The organism is Streptomyces sp. NPDC046909, assembly GCF_040644695.1.
GTDB lineage: Bacteria > Actinomycetota > Actinomycetes > Streptomycetales > Streptomycetaceae > Streptomyces.
Genome location: NZ_JBEYXC010000005.1, coordinates 536,477 through 552,974, shown reverse-complemented (window position 1 = coordinate 552,974; position 16,498 = coordinate 536,477). Strand labels below are relative to the sequence as shown.

Annotated in this window: 18 protein-coding genes and 3 pseudogenes; 16 read left to right on the top strand and 5 right to left on the bottom strand. The window is 71.0% G+C overall.

Features of this window, described 5'->3' with window-relative positions; translation table 11 throughout:
• Positions 1-216 precede the first annotated feature (216 nt).
• Both ABZ928_RS19580 and ABZ928_RS19575 read left to right on the top strand, forming a co-directional pair.
• Positions 217-858 carry an isochorismatase family cysteine hydrolase gene (locus tag ABZ928_RS19580; RefSeq protein ID WP_361520138.1) on the top strand — a complete coding sequence of 214 codons (642 nt, stop codon included), beginning with the start codon at positions 217-219 and terminating at the stop codon, positions 856-858.
• Between the two features lie 122 nt (positions 859-980).
• Positions 981-1,721, top strand: a complete 741-nt coding sequence (locus ABZ928_RS19575; protein ID WP_361520135.1) for a cysteine hydrolase — start codon at positions 981-983, stop codon at positions 1,719-1,721.
• Positions 1,722-1,725: 4 nt separating this feature from the next.
• Here the strand turns inward: ABZ928_RS19575 and ABZ928_RS19570 are convergent, their stop codons facing one another.
• Positions 1,726-1,866 (bottom strand): hypothetical protein, encoded by a 141-nt coding sequence (locus ABZ928_RS19570; RefSeq protein WP_361520132.1) that lies wholly within the window; start codon positions 1,864-1,866, stop codon positions 1,726-1,728.
• Here ABZ928_RS19570 and ABZ928_RS19565 point away from each other — a divergent pair.
• Positions 1,865-3,586, top strand: coding sequence for a regulator (locus tag ABZ928_RS19565; RefSeq protein WP_361520129.1), 1,722 nt, complete (start codon positions 1,865-1,867; stop codon positions 3,584-3,586). The two genes, ABZ928_RS19570 and ABZ928_RS19565, sit on opposite strands and share 2 nt — an antisense overlap.
• 91 nt (positions 3,587-3,677) lie before the next feature.
• On the top strand, positions 3,678-4,094 hold the full coding sequence (locus ABZ928_RS19560; RefSeq protein WP_361520126.1) for an AtzH-like domain-containing protein: 417 nt from the start codon (positions 3,678-3,680) through the stop codon (positions 4,092-4,094).
• Between the two features lie 743 nt (positions 4,095-4,837).
• Here the strand turns inward: ABZ928_RS19560 and ABZ928_RS19555 are convergent.
• Positions 4,838-5,002 (bottom strand): annotated as a pseudogene (locus ABZ928_RS19555) (IS5/IS1182 family transposase); the annotation flags it as partial.
• Positions 5,003-5,050: 48 nt separating this feature from the next.
• Between ABZ928_RS19555 and ABZ928_RS19550 the strand changes: the two are divergent.
• From ABZ928_RS19550 to ABZ928_RS19535, 4 genes and pseudogenes are all read left to right on the top strand, one after another.
• Positions 5,051-5,344, top strand: coding sequence for a hypothetical protein (locus ABZ928_RS19550; protein WP_361520123.1), 294 nt, complete (start codon positions 5,051-5,053; stop codon positions 5,342-5,344).
• A gap of 208 nt (positions 5,345-5,552) precedes the next feature.
• The gene (locus ABZ928_RS19545) at positions 5,553-6,125 is read left to right on the top strand and encodes a HutD family protein (RefSeq protein WP_361520120.1); all 573 of its coding nucleotides are present in this window, start codon (positions 5,553-5,555) and stop codon (positions 6,123-6,125) included.
• Positions 6,126-6,338: 213 nt separating this feature from the next.
• Positions 6,339-6,716 carry a hypothetical protein gene (locus ABZ928_RS19540; protein WP_361520117.1) on the top strand — a complete coding sequence of 126 codons (378 nt, stop codon included), beginning with the start codon at positions 6,339-6,341 and terminating at the stop codon, positions 6,714-6,716.
• 102 nt (positions 6,717-6,818) lie between these two features.
• Positions 6,819-7,001 (top strand): annotated as a pseudogene (locus ABZ928_RS19535) (transposase); the annotation flags it as partial.
• Between the two features lie 50 nt (positions 7,002-7,051).
• Here ABZ928_RS19535 and ABZ928_RS19530 read toward each other — a convergent pair.
• On the bottom strand, positions 7,052-8,212 hold the full coding sequence (locus ABZ928_RS19530) for a sensor histidine kinase (RefSeq protein ID WP_361520114.1): 1,161 nt from the start codon (positions 8,210-8,212) through the stop codon (positions 7,052-7,054).
• A gap of 164 nt (positions 8,213-8,376) precedes the next feature.
• Between ABZ928_RS19530 and ABZ928_RS19525 the strand changes: the two genes are divergently transcribed.
• The 4 genes from ABZ928_RS19525 to ABZ928_RS19510 all read left to right on the top strand — a co-directional run bounded on the left by ABZ928_RS19525 (position 8,377) and on the right by ABZ928_RS19510 (position 12,269).
• On the top strand, positions 8,377-8,751 hold the full coding sequence (locus ABZ928_RS19525) for a DUF4333 domain-containing protein (RefSeq protein ID WP_361520111.1): 375 nt from the start codon (positions 8,377-8,379) through the stop codon (positions 8,749-8,751).
• Positions 8,752-8,779: 28 nt separating this feature from the next.
• The gene (locus ABZ928_RS19520; protein ID WP_361520109.1) at positions 8,780-9,463 is read left to right on the top strand and encodes an ABC transporter ATP-binding protein; all 684 of its coding nucleotides are present in this window, start codon (positions 8,780-8,782) and stop codon (positions 9,461-9,463) included.
• 32 nt (positions 9,464-9,495) lie between these two features.
• Positions 9,496-11,502, top strand: coding sequence for an FtsX-like permease family protein (locus ABZ928_RS19515; RefSeq protein ID WP_361520106.1), 2,007 nt, complete (start codon positions 9,496-9,498; stop codon positions 11,500-11,502).
• A gap of 68 nt (positions 11,503-11,570) precedes the next feature.
• Positions 11,571-12,269: a response regulator transcription factor gene (locus tag ABZ928_RS19510; protein ID WP_361520103.1), complete on the top strand. Its 699-nt coding sequence runs from the start codon at positions 11,571-11,573 to the stop codon at positions 12,267-12,269.
• Between the two features lie 86 nt (positions 12,270-12,355).
• Here the strand turns inward: ABZ928_RS19510 and ABZ928_RS19505 are convergent, their stop codons facing one another.
• A complete protein-coding gene (locus ABZ928_RS19505) occupies positions 12,356-12,751 on the bottom strand; it encodes a hypothetical protein (RefSeq protein WP_361520101.1) in 396 nt (131 codons plus the stop codon).
• A gap of 82 nt (positions 12,752-12,833) precedes the next feature.
• Here ABZ928_RS19505 and ABZ928_RS19500 point away from each other — a divergent pair, with 82 nt between their 5' ends.
• Genes ABZ928_RS19500 through ABZ928_RS19485 form a run of 4 tightly spaced genes read left to right on the top strand, consistent with a single transcriptional unit; the run spans position 12,834 to position 16,152 of the window.
• Positions 12,834-13,367, top strand: a complete 534-nt coding sequence (locus ABZ928_RS19500; RefSeq protein ID WP_361520098.1) for a 2,4'-dihydroxyacetophenone dioxygenase family protein — start codon at positions 12,834-12,836, stop codon at positions 13,365-13,367.
• 5 nt (positions 13,368-13,372) lie between these two features.
• Positions 13,373-14,425 carry a 2,3-butanediol dehydrogenase gene (locus ABZ928_RS19495; protein ID WP_361520095.1) on the top strand — a complete coding sequence of 351 codons (1,053 nt, stop codon included), beginning with the start codon at positions 13,373-13,375 and terminating at the stop codon, positions 14,423-14,425.
• A complete protein-coding gene (locus tag ABZ928_RS19490) occupies positions 14,422-15,141 on the top strand; it encodes an SDR family oxidoreductase (protein ID WP_361520093.1) in 720 nt (239 codons plus the stop codon). Before ABZ928_RS19495 ends, ABZ928_RS19490 begins: the two co-directional genes overlap by 4 nt.
• A gap of 51 nt (positions 15,142-15,192) precedes the next feature.
• Complete coding sequence (locus ABZ928_RS19485) at positions 15,193-16,152, top strand: helix-turn-helix domain-containing protein (RefSeq protein WP_361520090.1); 960 nt, start codon at positions 15,193-15,195, stop codon at positions 16,150-16,152.
• A gap of 59 nt (positions 16,153-16,211) precedes the next feature.
• Here ABZ928_RS19485 and ABZ928_RS19480 read toward each other — a convergent pair.
• A pseudogene (locus ABZ928_RS19480) lies at positions 16,212-16,337 on the bottom strand (ABC transporter substrate-binding protein); the annotation flags it as partial.
• Positions 16,338-16,498 lie beyond the last annotated feature (161 nt).

The following is a 16,498-nucleotide window of genomic DNA, read 5'->3' as shown; positions in this document are numbered from 1 at the left end:
TCATTCCTGCGTAACCTGGCGACCGCCTGGCCGAAACCAATTTCCACATAATCACCGTGTACGGAATACCAGACATATTGCGGCTACTTTCCCATGCACCACTTCATCTGGCTTGGGGGGTCAATGGCTGACAGTGCGCCCATAAGTCCGCAAAATCCGACAGTAATCATCGGCCCGGTCACCGCGAAGCCCTACGCATGGCCGTACGACACATCCGTGCCCGCCGACCGTGTCGCCGTGCTCTGCATCGACTGGCAGACGGACTTCTGCGGACCCGGCGGTTACGTGGACACGATGGGATACGACATCTCGCTGACCCGGGCCGGGCTCCCGGCGACGCAGAAGCTGCTCGCGCACGCCCGCAGCACGGGCATGCTCGTGGTCCACACCCGTGAGGGGCACGCCCCCGATCTGGCGGACCTGCCGGCGAACAAGCGCTGGCGGTCCGCGCAGATCGGCGCGGAGATCGGCGCCGCCGGACCGTGCGGCCGCATTCTGGTCCGGGGAGAACCCGGCTGGGAGATCGTGCCCGAAGTGCCCCCGATTCCTGGTGAGGTGATCGTGGACAAGCCGGGCAAGGGAGCGTTCTACGCCACCAACCTCGACCTCGTACTGCGCACCCGGGGCATCACACATCTCGTCCTCACCGGCATCACCACGGACGTGTGCGTCCACACCACCATGCGCGAGGCCAACGACCGCGGCTACGAATGTCTGATCCTCTCCGACTGCACCGGCGCGACGGCCCCCTCGAACCATGAAGCCGCGCTGCACATGGTGACCATGCAGGGCGGCGTCTTCGGATGCGTCTCCACCGCCGACGACCTGATCACCGCCACGACCGAGGCCACCGCCTGAGCTGACCCACCGGACGGGCCCCCGCACCGCTCGAACAGTCCTGCGCATCCGGGCGCATGGTCCCCATGCGCCCGAGCCGACCGCGTCGACTCCCCTTCCCATCGACGAAAGCAGGAACCGCCATGGCAGTTCCGGAATCGCTCCGTGTCGAGGCCGCCCCGTACGTGTTCACCTTCGACCTCGCCGACACGGCACTCGTTCTCATCGACATGCAGCGGGACTTCCTCGAATCCGGCGGATTCGGCGAGAGCCTGGGCAATGACGTGGAACAACTGCGGAAAACCATCGCTCCGCTGCGGGCCGTACTCGACGCCTGCCGCGCCGCGGGCATGGCGGTCATCCACACCCGCGAGGGACACCTGCCGGACCTGTCCGACTGTCCCCCCAGCAAGCTGCTGCGAGGAAACCCCAGCATGCGCATCGGCGACCCGGGCCCCAAGGGCCGGATACTGGTCCGCGGTGAGGAGGGCCACGACATCATCGAGGAGCTCTACCCGGTGGCGGGTGAGCCGGTGATCGACAAGCCGGGCAAAGGCGCCTTCTACGCAACCGAGTTCGGTGAGCTGCTCACCGCCCGCGGCATCCGCCGTCTCGTAGTCACCGGCGTCACCACCGAAGTGTGTGTGCACACGACGGTCCGCGAAGCCAACGACCGTGGATACGAGTGCCTGGTGCTGTCGGACTGCGTCGGCAGTTACTTCCCCCAGTTCCAGCAGGCGGGCCTGGAGATGGTGGCCGCTCAGGGCGGCATCTTCGGCTGGACCGCGGAGTCGGCCGCGTTCCTGGCGGCACTCGCCACCGCGTCACCCGCCGGCCCCGACGCTCCGAAAACCTCCCGCGAAACGGCGCCACAGCCGCGCTGACAGGTCACCAGCGCCCGGTCACCGCGCCCCGGCCGCCCGACCACGCCGCCACCTCGACGGTGCCCACCGTCCACCAGTGTCCCGTCACCGGGCGTACCCCGCGCCGGAATCCACCGCTCCACCCGACGAAGGGTGATCCCACCATGCTGTCACTCCGCCGCACCGCCCCCGCCGAGACCCGACCCCTGCCCCTCCCGCTGTGGGTGCGCGGCGACACCAACGCGTTCTTCGGACTGGCCGTCAACGTCCTGGTCAATGTGCTGACGTTGACCGGGTTGTGCCTGGGCGTCGTCAAGATTCCGGACGACGACGTCTTCCACACCATCCTGCCGGCGCTGGGCATCGCCCTGATCGCGGGCAACATCTACTACGCCTACCTCGGCCGCCGACTCGCACGGCGGGAGGGCCGGCAGGACGTCACCGCGATGCCCTACGGGCCGAGCGTGCCGCACATGTTCATCGTGGTGTTCGTCATCATGCTGCCGATCTACCTCAAGACCAAGGATCCGCTGCTGGCGTGGAAGGCCGGTATCGCCTGGGCCTTCATCATCGGTGTCATCGTCCTCATCGGGGCCTTCGTGGGCCCGTACATACGCCGGTACGCACCCAGGGCCGCCCTGCTCGGCACCCTCGCCGGTATCTCCGTCTCCTTCATCTCCATGCGGCCCGCCGGCCAGATGTGGGACCACCTGTGGATCGCCCTGCCGGTCTTCCTGCTGCTCCTGATCGGCCTCATGACCGATCTGAAGCTGCCCGGCAACATCCCCATCGGACTCGCCGCGCTCCTGGTGGGCACCGCGATCGGCTGGGCCGGCGGAGCGATGGACGGCGACGCGGTCTCGGCGGCGGCCGACGACATCACCTTCGCCCTCCCCGGTCTCCACCTCGACACACTGTTCTCCGGCCTCTCGGACGTCGCACCGCTGCTCGCCACCGCGATCCCGCTGGGCGTCTACAACTTCACCGAGGGCATGAGCAACGTCGAGAGCGCCGCTGCCGCCGGTGACAACTACAACCTGCGTTCGGTACTGCTGGCCGACGGCGCGGGCGCCGTCATCGGCTCGGCGCTCGGCTCACCCTTCCCGCCCGCCGTGTACGTCGGTCATCCCGGGTGGAAGGCGGCCGGCGGGCGCACCGGCTACTCGCTGGCCACCGGCGCGGTCATCGCCCTGATGTGTTTCCTGGGCATGTTCAGCCTGTTGGGTGCGATCTTCCCGGTCGCCGCGATCGTGCCCATCCTGCTGTACATCGGCCTGCTCATCGGCGCCCAGGCCTTCCAGCTGTCACCCAAGGCACACGCAGCGGCCGTCGTCGCCGCACTCGTGCCGAACCTGGCCTCCTGGGCCGTCGGCCAGATCGACAACGCCCTCGCGGCCGCCGGCACCAACGCCTCCAAGGTCGGGGAAGCGGGTCTGGAGTCGTCAGGTGTCGTCTACCACGGGCTGATGGTCCTCGGCCAGGGCGCGATCCTGGCGGGCCTGATCCTGGGCGCGCTCGTCGCGTTCGTCATCGACAAACGGTTCGTCCCGGCGGCAGCGGTGGCCCTGGCCGGAGCGGCGCTCTCCTTCATCGGGCTCATCCACGCCCCGAAGATCGACTGGAACGCCAGCGGAAGCGTCAGCCTCGGCTACCTCTTCGCCGCCGTCCTGTGCGCAGCCTTCGCCCTGACCCGGCCCACGCCCCGCGAGCCGGACGCCGAGGAACTGGAACTCGAACGGCTGCACGGCGGCGGCTCCTCCGCGGCTGCGGCACCAGAGCCCAAGGACGAGCAGGGACCTGCCCCGGTCCCGGAACCCGCGCCGGCCGGCGTCGGCGCCCTGCCGGACGAGACCGCCGAGCCGCACAAATCGGCGGCCACCGACTGACGTAGCTCAGACAACCGACGACGACGAAGGCGCCTCCCGTGCAGCCGGGTGTCCACCTGGCTGCACGGCCACGCGAGGACGGATCGGCCCCATGACAAACGGAGAGCGGATGGATGTGGACCTGCCACAGACGGTCGCCGAAGTGACGGCGGCCTTCGCCGGCTACGAGGAAGCCCTGGTCACCGACGACCACGAAGGCGTCACCGGGTACTTCTGGACCTCACCCGACACGGTCCGCTTCGGTATCGCCGACCGGCAGGCCGGGATCGAGGAAATCCGGAACTGGCGACGGCACCAACCGCCGCTTCCCCCGGGCAGAAAACTCTTCGACACCAGAATCAGCACCTTCGGGACCGACTACGCGGTGGTCACCACCCTGTTCGCCTACCCCGGGGGCAACGCCGTCGGCCGCCAGACGCAGTCGTGGACACGCTTCCCCGTCGGCTGGCGCATTGTCAGCGCCCATGTGTCGCAGGTGCCGGACGAGACCTCCCGGCCGGGCACGTGAAGGGCCTTGGCGGCCATATGGCCGCCGCGAGGCTGTAGGGGGCGCGGCCGGCGGCGCACCCGTGCAGGGTGCGCAGGACGGCTGGGAGAGCCGAGCTCAACTCGGCCTCGGGAGACTGGGGTTGAGGATGTGGCCGGCGGGTGCGGGTGCCGTTTGCGGTCGCGTTCGGCCAGCCACACCCTGCGTACGACGTCGCAGTCGGCGCCCGGGACGTAGGCGAGTTTCGCGGTGAGGTCCCAGGTGGGGGACTTCTCGCCGCTCAGCATGCGGGAGAGGGAGTTGGCAGAGACCTGAGTGCGCAGTCCGAGCCGGCGCAGCGGGATGCCGCCGGCGACCTGGAACTTGCACAGGACGGGAACGAGCTGGTGGGCGGCCCGCAGGACCGGGCGGGCCGGCGGCTGCGCGGGGGCGCGCTCGCCGTCACCGTCCGGAGCCACCGGCTCGGCGCCTGGCGGCGGGGGGCGCGTCCGGGGGCGTACTGGTCCAGGCAGCGCTGGACGTGCCGCTCGTGGTACTTGTGCCGGACGGTCTCCGAGCTGATGCTCAGGATCGTCCAAGGGCCTCCCACGGGATACGCCGGCGCCCGGCCAAGAGCACGAGGCCCGCGGTGACGGCCTCCATGCGGCGCTGGGCCCGGACCGAGTACTCCAGGATTTCGGCAGCCGATGCGTGCTGACCGTTCGACAGCAGCCGCACCAGGTGGCGCATTTCTTCCTGTGCGCCGTGAGCGAGCCACGACGCGACAGCAGGACGCGGTCCTCCAGGGGCACGCTCCACGGCCGGCCGCGCCGGACCGCGTCCGCTCCCGCCCGGCGCATGGGGTTCACCAGTTCGCCGAAGCAGCGCGGGCTCAGCCCGGTGAACGGACCCATACAGGACGGCCGTGACGCCGTGATCACGCCTGCCACGAGAAGATCGTCCCACCGCTTTGCGAACGGGCCGATACGGAGGCGCACATGGAGACGGACCTGGTGAGTCGTCTGGAAGAGGCGGCGGATCGTTTCGTGATCCCCCTGCGCAGGAACGAAGGGTTCGATGAGCAGGCGCTCCTTCACCTACACGAGCAGATCGACCGCTGCGGGACGGCGTGGAGCGAAGAAGCCCACGTACCGAAGCGTGCGGCGCTGATCCTCTCCGAACTCCACCCAGCGATCGAGGCTTGCGCCTGGCTCTACGAAGGGAACATGCGCCAGCGGATCCAGGAGGCAGGAGTCATGGTGTCCGAGGCCGTGATCGCTGCTCTGGACTGAGCGCCCCCTACGCCGTCGAGATACGTACGTGCAGCAGGCGCTGGGGACGAGCCCAGCGTTGCGGGACAACTCTTGGCCTCAGCGTCCCGGCTTCTGTGAGGCGTCGGAGGTCGTCGCGTACGGTGCTGTGTCGAAGGCCTCAAGGCCTGTCCGGGCCGCCGAGCTGGGGGAACGGGCTCCGCAGCCGTCCGATCCGGAAGGAAAGCGCATGGCACTGCAGGTTCTGCGGGCGCAGGACAGAACACCCGCGCCGTGGAAGAACGGCGGAGGCGTCACCTCCGAGGTGGCCGCCCGCCCCGAGGGGGCGGGGACCGGCGATTTCGTCTGGCGCGTCAGCATCGCCGACGTCGCGCAGAGCGGACCGTTCTCCGTCTTCGAGGGCGTGGACAGGATCATCACCGTCGTCGACGGTCCCGGCATGGCCCTGACGGTCGACGGCACTTCGCACGAGATCGCCGCCCCGTACGAACCGTTCGCCTTCCGCGGTGACTCCGAAACGGAGTGCGAGTTGCTCGGCGGCCCGATCGTCGACTTCAACGTCATGGTGCGGCGCGCTGATGCGACGGCAGGGGTCCGGATCATCCGCGACCGCTTCACGGTGCGGCCGGAAGCCGCAACCTGCGTGCTCGCAGTGGTCCTTCACGGGTCGGCCACCCTCGCCCGGGAAGCCGTCCGCCTCGACCGCCTGGACGCCGTACTGTTCGCCGAAGGGGACGCCGACGACATCGACGTCGACGGCGTTCTCGCACTGGTCACCATCGCCGACCGCGGCGCGGACTGACCCGGCAGGCCCGGTTGCCCCACCGGCGCGGGTCGCGAACAGCGGCACGGCCTCGCTGCCGCGGCAACCGCTTGCGGTGATCTCGCGAGCGAGGGCTGCGATGTTGTGTTCGACCCCGGCCCAGCGCCGGTGCAGGTGCCCCTGGTTAGGGGCGAGGATGCTGTCGCCACGGGGCCAGGTCGGAGCGACCTCCTGTCAGGTGGCAGTGCGGGCGTGCCGCAGACAACGTTGCGGTCCACGTCGAGGTGGCGCCCGATCGCGCGAAGCGCTGTGCTGGAGGCGGTGCCGGCCGACGAACTGGACGCACAGGTGGAGGCGTTGGCGGACCGGATGGCGGGGGTACCGGTGAACCAGCTCGCCATGCAGACACTGATGATCAACCAGGCGTACGACAACATGGGGCTGCACCGCACCCAGATCCTGGCGACGCTGTTCGACGGCATCACCCGGCACTCGCCGGAAGGGCGCTGGTTCCAGGAGTTCGCCGCCACCCACGGCTTCTACGAGGCCGTCAAATGGCGGGACACCGGCCGCTGGATCCCCGACGGCGGCGGCCCGATCCCCACCGCGGACGACCTCGCGCAGGGCTGAGTTCTGTCGTGCAGGGGCTGCTGTTGCGGCCCGCTGGTCCTCGCCGTGATGTATTTGTCCGTGCGATGCGTCCGTTTGGTCGTTTGTACGGCCTGCTGGCTCGTGGGGACAGGGATCCGGGAGGATTCGCGGCGGGGATGTCAGCCGTTCGCGCGGGTGGATCAGCTCCGGTGGGGCGGGTTGTATCTGCGGGAGCTGCCGCTGGACGGGCGGCGCAAGTCGGTGGAACCGGAGACTGTCCGGCTGGGCGAGGACGGCAACTGGCAGGCCCTGGCCCATTTCGTCATGAGTCGGCCGTGACGGCAGGGCCTCAGGCGAGGAACGACGGACGGAGGTCAGCGCACGCGCGCCGGGAAGACCGCCCGTACCTCCCAGCCGCCCCCGGGGCGTGGCCCCGCGTGCAGGTCGCCGCCGAGTGCGGTCACCCGCTCCTTCAGGCCGACCAGGCCGAAGCCGCCGCCATGAGCGGCAGCCGGTAGTTGGGTACCGCCGCGGCCGTCATCCGTCACCGACACCGAGAGGCGGCCGGAGTCGTAACGCACCTGGACGGTGACCTCGTCGGCGTCGGCCGCGTGGCGCCGCACGTTCGTCAGGGCCTCCTGGACGACCCGGAAGGCGGCCGCCTGCACCTCGTGCGGGAGATCGTCGGGCACGGCGGGGTCGTGGTGCAGGGTTGCCTTCTGGACAGGGCCCGCGAAGCCTTCCGTCAGGCCGGCGATGCCCGCCAGGTCGCCCACCGGGCGGCGGTCGGCCTCCTCCCCGGTGTCGCGCAGCACGCCGACCGTGCGGCGCATCGAGGCGAGCGCCTCGGTCGCGGCGCGCTCGATACCGGCCAGGACGGGGTCCAGTTCCTGTGGCTGGCTGTCCGCCATCATGCGGGCCACCTGGGTCTGCACCAGGATCCCGGTGACGTGGTGGGCGACGAAGTCGTGCAGGTCGGCGGCGATCGCCACCCGCTCCTCGCGGCGGGTGTCGGCGACGGCGACGGTGCGGCGGTAGTCGAGGGAACGGAGATAGGCCGCGAGCCCGGCGACAAGCCCGGCCAGAATGAGGCCGCCCACCATGAAGCCGAGGGTCCCGCCGTCCTTGAGCGAGTGGGAGTCCCGGACCGGCATGGCCAGCAGCGCGAGCCCGTCCAGCAGACCGCACACCACCGCCCAACGGGGCGGGCAGTGCCGTACGGCGATGAACAGCACGCACAGCAGGACGGTCACCTCGCCGGGGCCGAACGGCACCTTCCGGCCGATCAGCAGCACGCACACGGTCAGCAGTCCGGACAGCAACGCCGGTGCGAGGGCGCGCAGTTGGGGGGTGAACCAAGCGGGGCGCCGCCGGGCCGGCCACAGCACGGCGGCGAGCCCGACCACGAGCACCACGGCCGTGGTTCCGATGCTGTCGCCAGCGGCTCCCATGATCGGGATGTCGGCGACCGCCGCCGCGACCAGGAAGCCGACGCCGAATCCGTGGGCGCAGCCGCGGCCGGAGATGGAGGTCATGCCGTCCACCGTAGGTCAGGCCGGGCAGCGCCCGGATCGGCCGAATGGTCGAGGCGCCACGGCGCCGGCCATGGCCGTATGACCGAGGCGCACGCACATGCCCGCGGGCGAGGGTGGAGCCACTCCCTCACTCGGCCTCTCGGGCCCTCACTCATCAGGAGCGCATGATGCAGCTCGGCAAATTCCTCGTCGGTGTCGTCGGCGGGGCGACCGCCGTGGTCGCTCTGGGCGGTCTCGGCACCTATCTGCTCTCCGGGACCGAGTCGACGTCCCAGCTCGACGACTACAGCACCGCGCAGGTCGACGGGCACAAGGCGCTGTCCGCCACCATCGTCGCGGGCCGCACCGAGAGCAAGTACCACCCGCTGCCGTGGGTCGGCAAGGACGTCTCCGGCGTCACGTGCCCGACCGGTCTCAAGGCCGTCGCGGGGGCCTCCATCACGTGCACGGGCAAGACCGGCGGCGGCAAGAGCGTCGACATCCGCGTCTCCGTGGTCAAGGCCACGAGCAAGTCCGTGACCTGGAAGTTCGATCGCTGAGAAGAACCGGCGAACCGAGGAGACCATCGTGAACACCGTTCTGGCCGGACTCGGCCTGACCAAGAAGTACGGCTCGACCACCGCCCTGGACGGCGTCGACGTGGAGGTCCGCGAGCGCGACTCGCTGGCCATCATGGGCCCCTCCGGCTCCGGCAAGTCGACCCTGCTGCACACCCTCGCCGGGATCATCCGGCCGGACGGCGGCACCGTGCTGCTGCGCGGGCAGGCCATCGACGGCCTGAGTGAGAACAAGCTCAGTGCCCTGCGCCGCAAGCGCTTCGGTTTCGTCTTCCAGTTCGGGCAGCTCCTGCCGGAGCTGCCCGCAGAGGAAAACGTCGCGCTGCCGCTGATGCTGGAGGGCATGCCTCGCAGGCAGGCGGTCCAGCAGGCCCGCCGCTGGTTCGCACCGCTCGGCCTCGACGGCCTGGAGCAGCGCCGGCCCGGCCAGCTCTCCGGCGGGCAGGCCCAGCGGGTCGCCATCGCCCGCGCCCTGGTCGTCGAACCCGACGTGGTCTTCGCCGACGAGCCGACCGGCGCCCTCGACCAGGCCACCAGCACCGAGGTCATACGCCTGCTCACCTCCGTCGCCCGCGAGCAGGGCGCCGCCCTGGTCATGGTCACGCACGACGCCGACGTCGCCGCCCACTGCGACCGCATCCTGCACGTCCGCGACGGCCGGATCAGCCACCACAGCCAGTACACGGTCGCCTGAGCCGGCCGCGCATCCAAGACCGGAGAACCGACATGCGCTCCCCCGTCCTGCCCCTGACCTGGCATACGGCCCGGTCCTCCGGCCGCCGCGGCCTGCAGAGCCAGCTGCTTGCCGCCGGAGCCGCCGCCGTCGGCGCGTTCGTCCTGCTGGTGATGCTCGCCGCCACCCTCGGTTCCGACGCCCGCGCCGACCGCACGGCCTGGCGCACACCCGAGCCCGCCCAACACCCCACCGCCGTCCAGGCACTCGCCACGACCTACGTCCGCCACCAGCCCGTCACCGTCGTCAACCTGGCCCAACTCCCCGACCGCAAGGCCACCCCCGCACCGCCCGGCCTGACCGCCTTCCCCGAGAAGGGCAAGGTGTACGTCTCCCCCGCCCTCGCCGAGCTGCTCCACAGGCTCCCGGCCGACCAACTCGCCGACCGCTTCCCGAAGGTGACGTCCTACGGCACGATCGGCGCCGCCGGTCTCGCCTCACCGGACGAACTGGTCGCCGTCGTGGGTCGGGCGCCCAGCGACCCGGCGGTCTCCAAGGCGGCAGGTGACAGCGGGATCTACGACACGAACCAGGCCGCCCGCGCCGGGATCACCAGCTACCACGGCAGCACCCAGAGCCTGTTCACCTACACCGACCAGGCGACCGCGCTGCTGGGCGTCGCGCTGCTGGTGATGCCGGTGTCCGTGCTCGCCGCGGCCGCCGGACGACTGGGCGCGGCCCGGCGCGAGGCACGCCTCGCCGCGCTGCGACTGGCCGGGGCCACCCCGCGGCAGATCATCGGCATGACGGCCGCCGAGGCCGCAGCCGTCGGCGCGGCCGGAGCACTGGCGGGCGCCGCGCTGTACGCGGCGCTGCTGCCCGCCCTCGCCGAGATCCCGTACGGCATCGGCCGCTGGTACACGGGACAGCTGTGGGTGGGCCTGCCCTGGTTCGCCGCCGTCGTCCTGGCGGTCACCGCGCTCATCACCCTCAGCGCGGTGTCGATGCTGCGCCAGGTGGCGACCTCCCCGCTGGGCGTCGCCCAGCAGGCCAACCCGCGCCGCACCCGGGTCATCCGGCTCGTGCTGTTCGTGGCAGTCCTGCTGTACGTCTACTTCCAGTCCCGGGGCGGCGGCCTGAAGACCCGGCAGGTGGTCGCGCTCCTGCTGCTGTTCTACGGCGCGTTCTGGCTGTTCGGGCCATGGGTCGTGGACCGGCTGGGACGAATCGCGAGCCGCTTCGCCCGCCGCCCGGCCACCCTGCTGGCCGCGCGCCGGCTCAGCGACGACCCGCGCGGTGCCTGGCGCACCGTCAGCGGCCTGGTGCTGGCCGGCTTCGCGGCCGGGTTCTTCGCCGTCAGCATGGTCGGCACCGACGGCTCCCAGTTCCGGGACCAGGCCGCGGTGGTCACGTCGAACGGCGCCGAGGCCCGGCACGCCACCGCCGAAGCACGGACACTGCTGCGCGACGCGGGCGTCAAAGCGACGGTCACCACCGTCGGGGAGGACGACTTCGACGGCCTGACCGGCGGCTCCCCGGGTCTGGTCGCCCGGGTCTCTGGCGGTCCCGAGCGCATCGACACCGCCGTCACCGCCCTCGCTCCCCTGGGCACGTCCCGGATGCCGTACACCCAGGACTACGCCACCGCGGGCGACCGCTCGGCCATCGACCGGTTCGCCGAGGTCAGCACCGCCACCCTGGCGCTGAGCTTCCTGGTGGCCACCGCCTCCGCCGGGCTGACCGCCGCCGCGAACGTCCTGGACCGGCGTCGCGTGTACGGCCTGCTGCGGCTGGCCGGCACCCCGCTGAAGGTGCTGGACCGGGCCCGGGTCCGCGAGACGGTCCTCCCGCTGCTCGTCCTGGCCGGCGGTACCACCGCCGTCGGCGTGTACGCCTCCTACCGGCTGAACAAGGTGTTCGGCGCCTCCCTCGACCTCACCGGCGCCCTGCAACTGCTCGCCTGCGTGGCCCTCGGAGCGGTGGCCATGTTCGCGGCGATCAGCGGCAGCAGACCGCTGCTGCGCAAGGTGACGGCCGATCCCGCACAGACCGCCGACTGACCCACGCCCCGGAGCGGCCACCCGCGGTGGCCGCTCCGCCCCCACTTCCCTGAGGCATGATTCGACCCATGACGAGCCCCGCCCCCGCGTCCGGCGCGCCCATCCGCGTCCTGATCGCCGACGACCAGGACATGGTCCGCACCGGCTTCCGCTTCTTCCTGGACGCCCAGCCGGACATCACCGTGGTCGCGGAGGCGGCCGACGGCGAAGAGGCCGTGGCGCTGGCCCGCCGGGTGCGGCCGGACGTGTGCCTGCTGGACATCCGGATGCCGAAGCTGGACGGCCTGGAGGCCACCCGGCTGCTGGCGGGACCGGACGTCGCCGACCCGATGCGGGTGGTCGTGGTCACCACCTTCGACCTCGACGAGTACGTGTACGGGGCACTGCGCGGCGGCGCCTGCGGGTTCCTGCTGAAGGACTCGGGGCCGACCCTGCTGGCGGAGGCGGTCCGTGCCGCGGCGGCCGGCGACTCGCTGGTCTCCCCCTCGGTCACGGTCCGCCTCCTCAAGCACCTCACCGCCGACCCGAAGAGCGACATTCCCACCCGGGCCGCACGGCCCGCCGAGTCCCTCACCGACCGCGAGCTCGACGTGGTCCGCCTGGTCGCCCTCGGCCGCACGAATGCCGAGATCGCCGCCGAGCTGTATGTCTCCCTCTCCACGGTCAAGACCCACCTCTCCAGCGTCCAGCTCAAACTGGACGCCCGGAACCGGGTCGAGATCGCGGCCTGGGCATGGCAGAACGGGTATGCCCAGCTGAGCGACTAGGGCTTGGTCAGGATGGTGTTGGTTCCGGCTTGTTGCGGTGGACAGGTGGGGCAGGCGCCGCCGATGCGCGCGGCGCCGGGGGACAATCAGGAGGCGGCCTCCAGCGCCATCCGCCGCTGACGGCGCGCTCGTTGCGCCTGCGGGTCCGGGACGGGCGCCGCCACCAGTCGCCGGGTGTACTCGTGCCGCGGCCGGTCGCACACGTCGGTGCTGGGGCCCTCCTCGACGATCCGACCGTGCTGGAGCACCAGCGTGCGGGCCGCGAACTCCTTGACCACGGCGAGGTCATGGGTGATGAACAGGTATGCGAGGATCCGCTCCGCGTGCTGGTCCGGGGATCGGCCTGAGCGAGGCCCCCGACTCGCCGCGGGGATGCGGCAGTTGCCGGACCGGAGCGAGGACAGGGATCCGCTCGGCGAAGGGCGGTGCGCGGGCTCGGGTACCGCGCAGCGCAGTCCGAGGTGGATGTCCGGAATCCGCAAGCGCTCAGGTCCGTCGGAGGAAAGACGGGGTCGTATCCCACGGGCTTCACTCTGCGGTGTCCGCGACGAGAGAGGCCGTCCCATGCCCGACACACCCACCGGAGAGTTCTGGAAGGACCTCAGGCCGATCGAGAACTCCTTCCGCCCCGATGCCCTGCCCGAGGTCTATCTGTCCAAGGTGGCGACGGACGACGACCGTTACTACGTTCCGTTCACGGAGACCGTCGGCTCCCGCCCACTGTGGATCAACATCAAGGACAACAGCTGGGCCGACATCCTGCGGGCGAAGGAGGCCGGGCTGGTCAACCGGCACTACCACCCGCACCAGGTGTTCGCGTACACGATCTCCGGCAAGTGGGGCTACCTGGAGCGACCGTGGACGGCGACCGCGGGAGACTTCGTCTACGAGGCCTCCGGTGAGGGACACACCCTGGTCGCCTACGACAGCCCCGAGCCGATGAAGGCGTTCTTCATCGTCAAGGGCCCGCTCATCTGGCTGGACGAGAACGGCGATCCGGACGGATTCTTCGACGTCCACGACTACGTCAAGATGTGCCGGGAGCACTACGAGAAGGTCGGGATCGGCACCGACTACGTCAACTCCCTGTTCCGCTGAGCGCCATGACGAGAACCCGTATGACGGCGGCGGTCTGGTACGCGGCGAAGGACGTGCGCGTCGAACGGGTGCCGGTGCGGCCACCGGAGCCCGGCGAGGTGACCATCGAGGTGGCCTACTGCGGGATCTGCGGCAGCGACCTGCACGAGTACGCCGACGGTCCGCACGCCGTTCCCGTGGGCACCCCGCACCCGGAGTCGGGCGTGGCCGCTCCGCTCGTTCTGGGACACGAGTTCTGCGGCACCGTCACGGAGGTGGGCGACGGGGTCACCGACGTCGTCCCCGGTGACCGGGTGGCGGTGGAACCGCACTACCGGTGCGGCCGCTGTCCCCGGTGCCTGGCCGGGGAGTACAACATCTGCCGGCACTTCGGGTTCGCCGGGCTGATGGGCCACGGCGGGCTGGCCGAGCGCGCCACCGTACCGGCGTACATGCTGCACCGGCTGCCCGAGTCGGTGTCCCTGGAACAGGCGGCGGTGTTCGAGCCGGCCGCCGTCGCCCTGCACGCCGTGCGGCGGGCCGGCATCCGGCCCGGTGAGATCGTCGCCGTCCTCGGACTGGGCCCCATCGGCCTGCTCGTCACACAGCTCGCGGCCCGCTCCGGTGCGGGGCGTGTCGTCGCCGCCGACCGGTCCGCGACCCGCCGCGCGCTGGCCGAGCGCCTGGGCGCCGCCGAGACGGCAACGGACCTCGCCGGCCTGGCCGTTGGCGAGGGGGCGGACGTCACCTTCGAGGCGGTCGGCTCGGAAGGGACCCTGCGTGCCTGCCTGGCCGCCACCCGGCGCGGCGGGCGGGTCATGTTCCTCGGCCTGACCGGCACGGTCCGGCTGGACGCCTTCGCCCTGGTGAACAACGAGCAGACCGTCATGACCAGCGTGGGATACCGGCACGCCTATCCCGAGCTGATCCGCATGGTGGCCGAAGAAGGCGTGGACCTGGCCGGGATCGTCACCTCCGTCATCCCTCTGGAGCGGGTCGTGCGGGACGGATTCGAGGCGCTGCTGCGCGGAGAGGAGCAGGTCAAGGTGCTGGTACGGCCAGGAGGGCGGCGCCCGTGAGCGCCGGGTTCGCGGGACGGCGGGCGTTTGTCACCGGCGCCACCTCGGGGATCGGCGCGGCCACGGCCGTACTCCTGGCGGAACTCGGTGCCGAGGTGACCGCGCTCTGTCTGCCGCCCGCCGACCCCACGGATCTGCCAGGCCATCCACGGGTCGATGTCGCGGAGCACGACGTGCTGGACCACGCCGGGCTGACCCGACTGATCTCCGCCGAGCCGACGCTGGACGTGCTGGTGAACTGCGCGGGCGTGAGCCACGACCGCGAGGAGTACGACCTCGCCCGCTGGCAGCGGGTGATCGAGATCAACCTCACCGCCACCATGGTGGCCTGCCAGGCCGCCCACCCCGCGCTCGCCATGGGCGGCGGCGCCGTCGTGAACGTCTCGTCCATGTTCGCCTTCTTCGGCAGCGCGGACCGGCCCGCCTACAGCGCGAGCAAGGGGGGCGTGTCGCAGCTGACGAAGTCGCTGGCCGCCGAGTACGCGCCCGACGGCATCAGGGTCAACGCCGTGGCACCGGGCTTCGTCGTCACCCCACTGGCCCGCGGGATCCTCGACGACCCCGAGGCCACGGCCCGGGTGCTGGCACGCATCCCGGCCGGGCGGCTCGGGCAACCGCGCGAGATCGCCGAAGTGGTGGCGTTCCTGTGCTCGCCGGCGGCCTCGTACGTCATGGGTGCGGTCGTCCCCGTGGACGGAGGGTTTCTGACCGCGTGACCCTCGCCTAGGCTGAGGCCCCTGCCCGCGCATGCCTCGTGAGGAGATCGCATGTCCGCTCTCTCCGTGATCTCCCGGGCGACCACCGAGCACGTCGAACCCGCCGAGCGCATCCGGTACTGGGAGGAGTACAACCGGCGGGCCCTGGTGGGTCTGTCCTGCACCTCGTACTCCGAGCAGGGCCTGCTGGCCAGGCAGACCAACATCGAGCTCGGCGCACTGCGCCTCGCCGACATCTCCGGGAACGCCCACGCCGTGGAGCGCACCCCGCAGACGGTCAAGGCGGCGCCCAAGGACTCGGTGTTCGCGACCCTCCTCCTCACCGGCGAGGCGGTGTTCCTGCACGAGAACGGCTGCCTCGCCGTCACCTCCGGCGACCTGTGCGTCTACGACACACGACGGCCGTACCTGTTCGGGTTCTCCTCCTCGATGCGGCAGATCCTGGTGGACGTACCGCGGGAGCTGTTCGCCCAGGTGTGCGGGACGGACCGGCTCCCCGGACCGATGCTGTTCGGCCGGGGAACGGCACGGGAAGGCGCACTCGTGGCCGCACTGGTCTCGCTGCTCGGCGGGCTGACCGCGGTGGAGCGTGGGCCGCACGTTCCCGCGGACGCCGAGGGTGCGGTGCTCGGTCTGCTGGGCCGGCTCACCGAGGAGCGGACCGGCCAGCCGACGGGCAGCGGCACCTACCGGTCGCAGCTCATCGTGGCGCAGGACTACATCGAAAGGCATCTGCACGACCCCCGGCTCGGAGCGGCGCAGGTGGCGGACGTCATGGGGATCTCGGTACGGCACCTGGGGCGGATCTTCGCCTCGACCGGCACGACGCCGGCCCGGCACATCGTGGAACGGCGCCTGGTCGGAGCGCACCGGGAACTCGTCGCCGCCGGCGCGCGCGAGACCCGGATCGCCGACGTGGCGCACCGCTGGGGGTTCTCCAGCCAGGCCCACTTCACCCGCCTCTTCCGCACGCGGTTCGGTCTCACCCCGAGCGAGGCACGCGCCGGATGACGCCTCAAGCTCCCCGGTGCCCTCGCCTCACCCCTTGATCGCCCCGGTGAGCATGCCCGCAGGAGCACCCCGAGGTCCTTCCAACGCGGGTAGTCGAAGGTCGTCTGGAGGTGGGTGACGTCCGGCACCAGGGTGCCGGTGGCCGGCTGACGATCGATCCGCACGTCGTGGTACTTGCTGTAGTCCGTCCGGGCGGCGGACTTCGACCTCAAGTCCGCAGGGGGCGGTGAACGTCGGTGAGCCTGTTGCTCACGGCACCGGTCCGGAGCTCCGCCACTTCGCCCAGGACCGCGAATTCCGGTCCTGGGTAAACCAGTTGGGCGCTGACGGCTGTATCAGGGTGTCG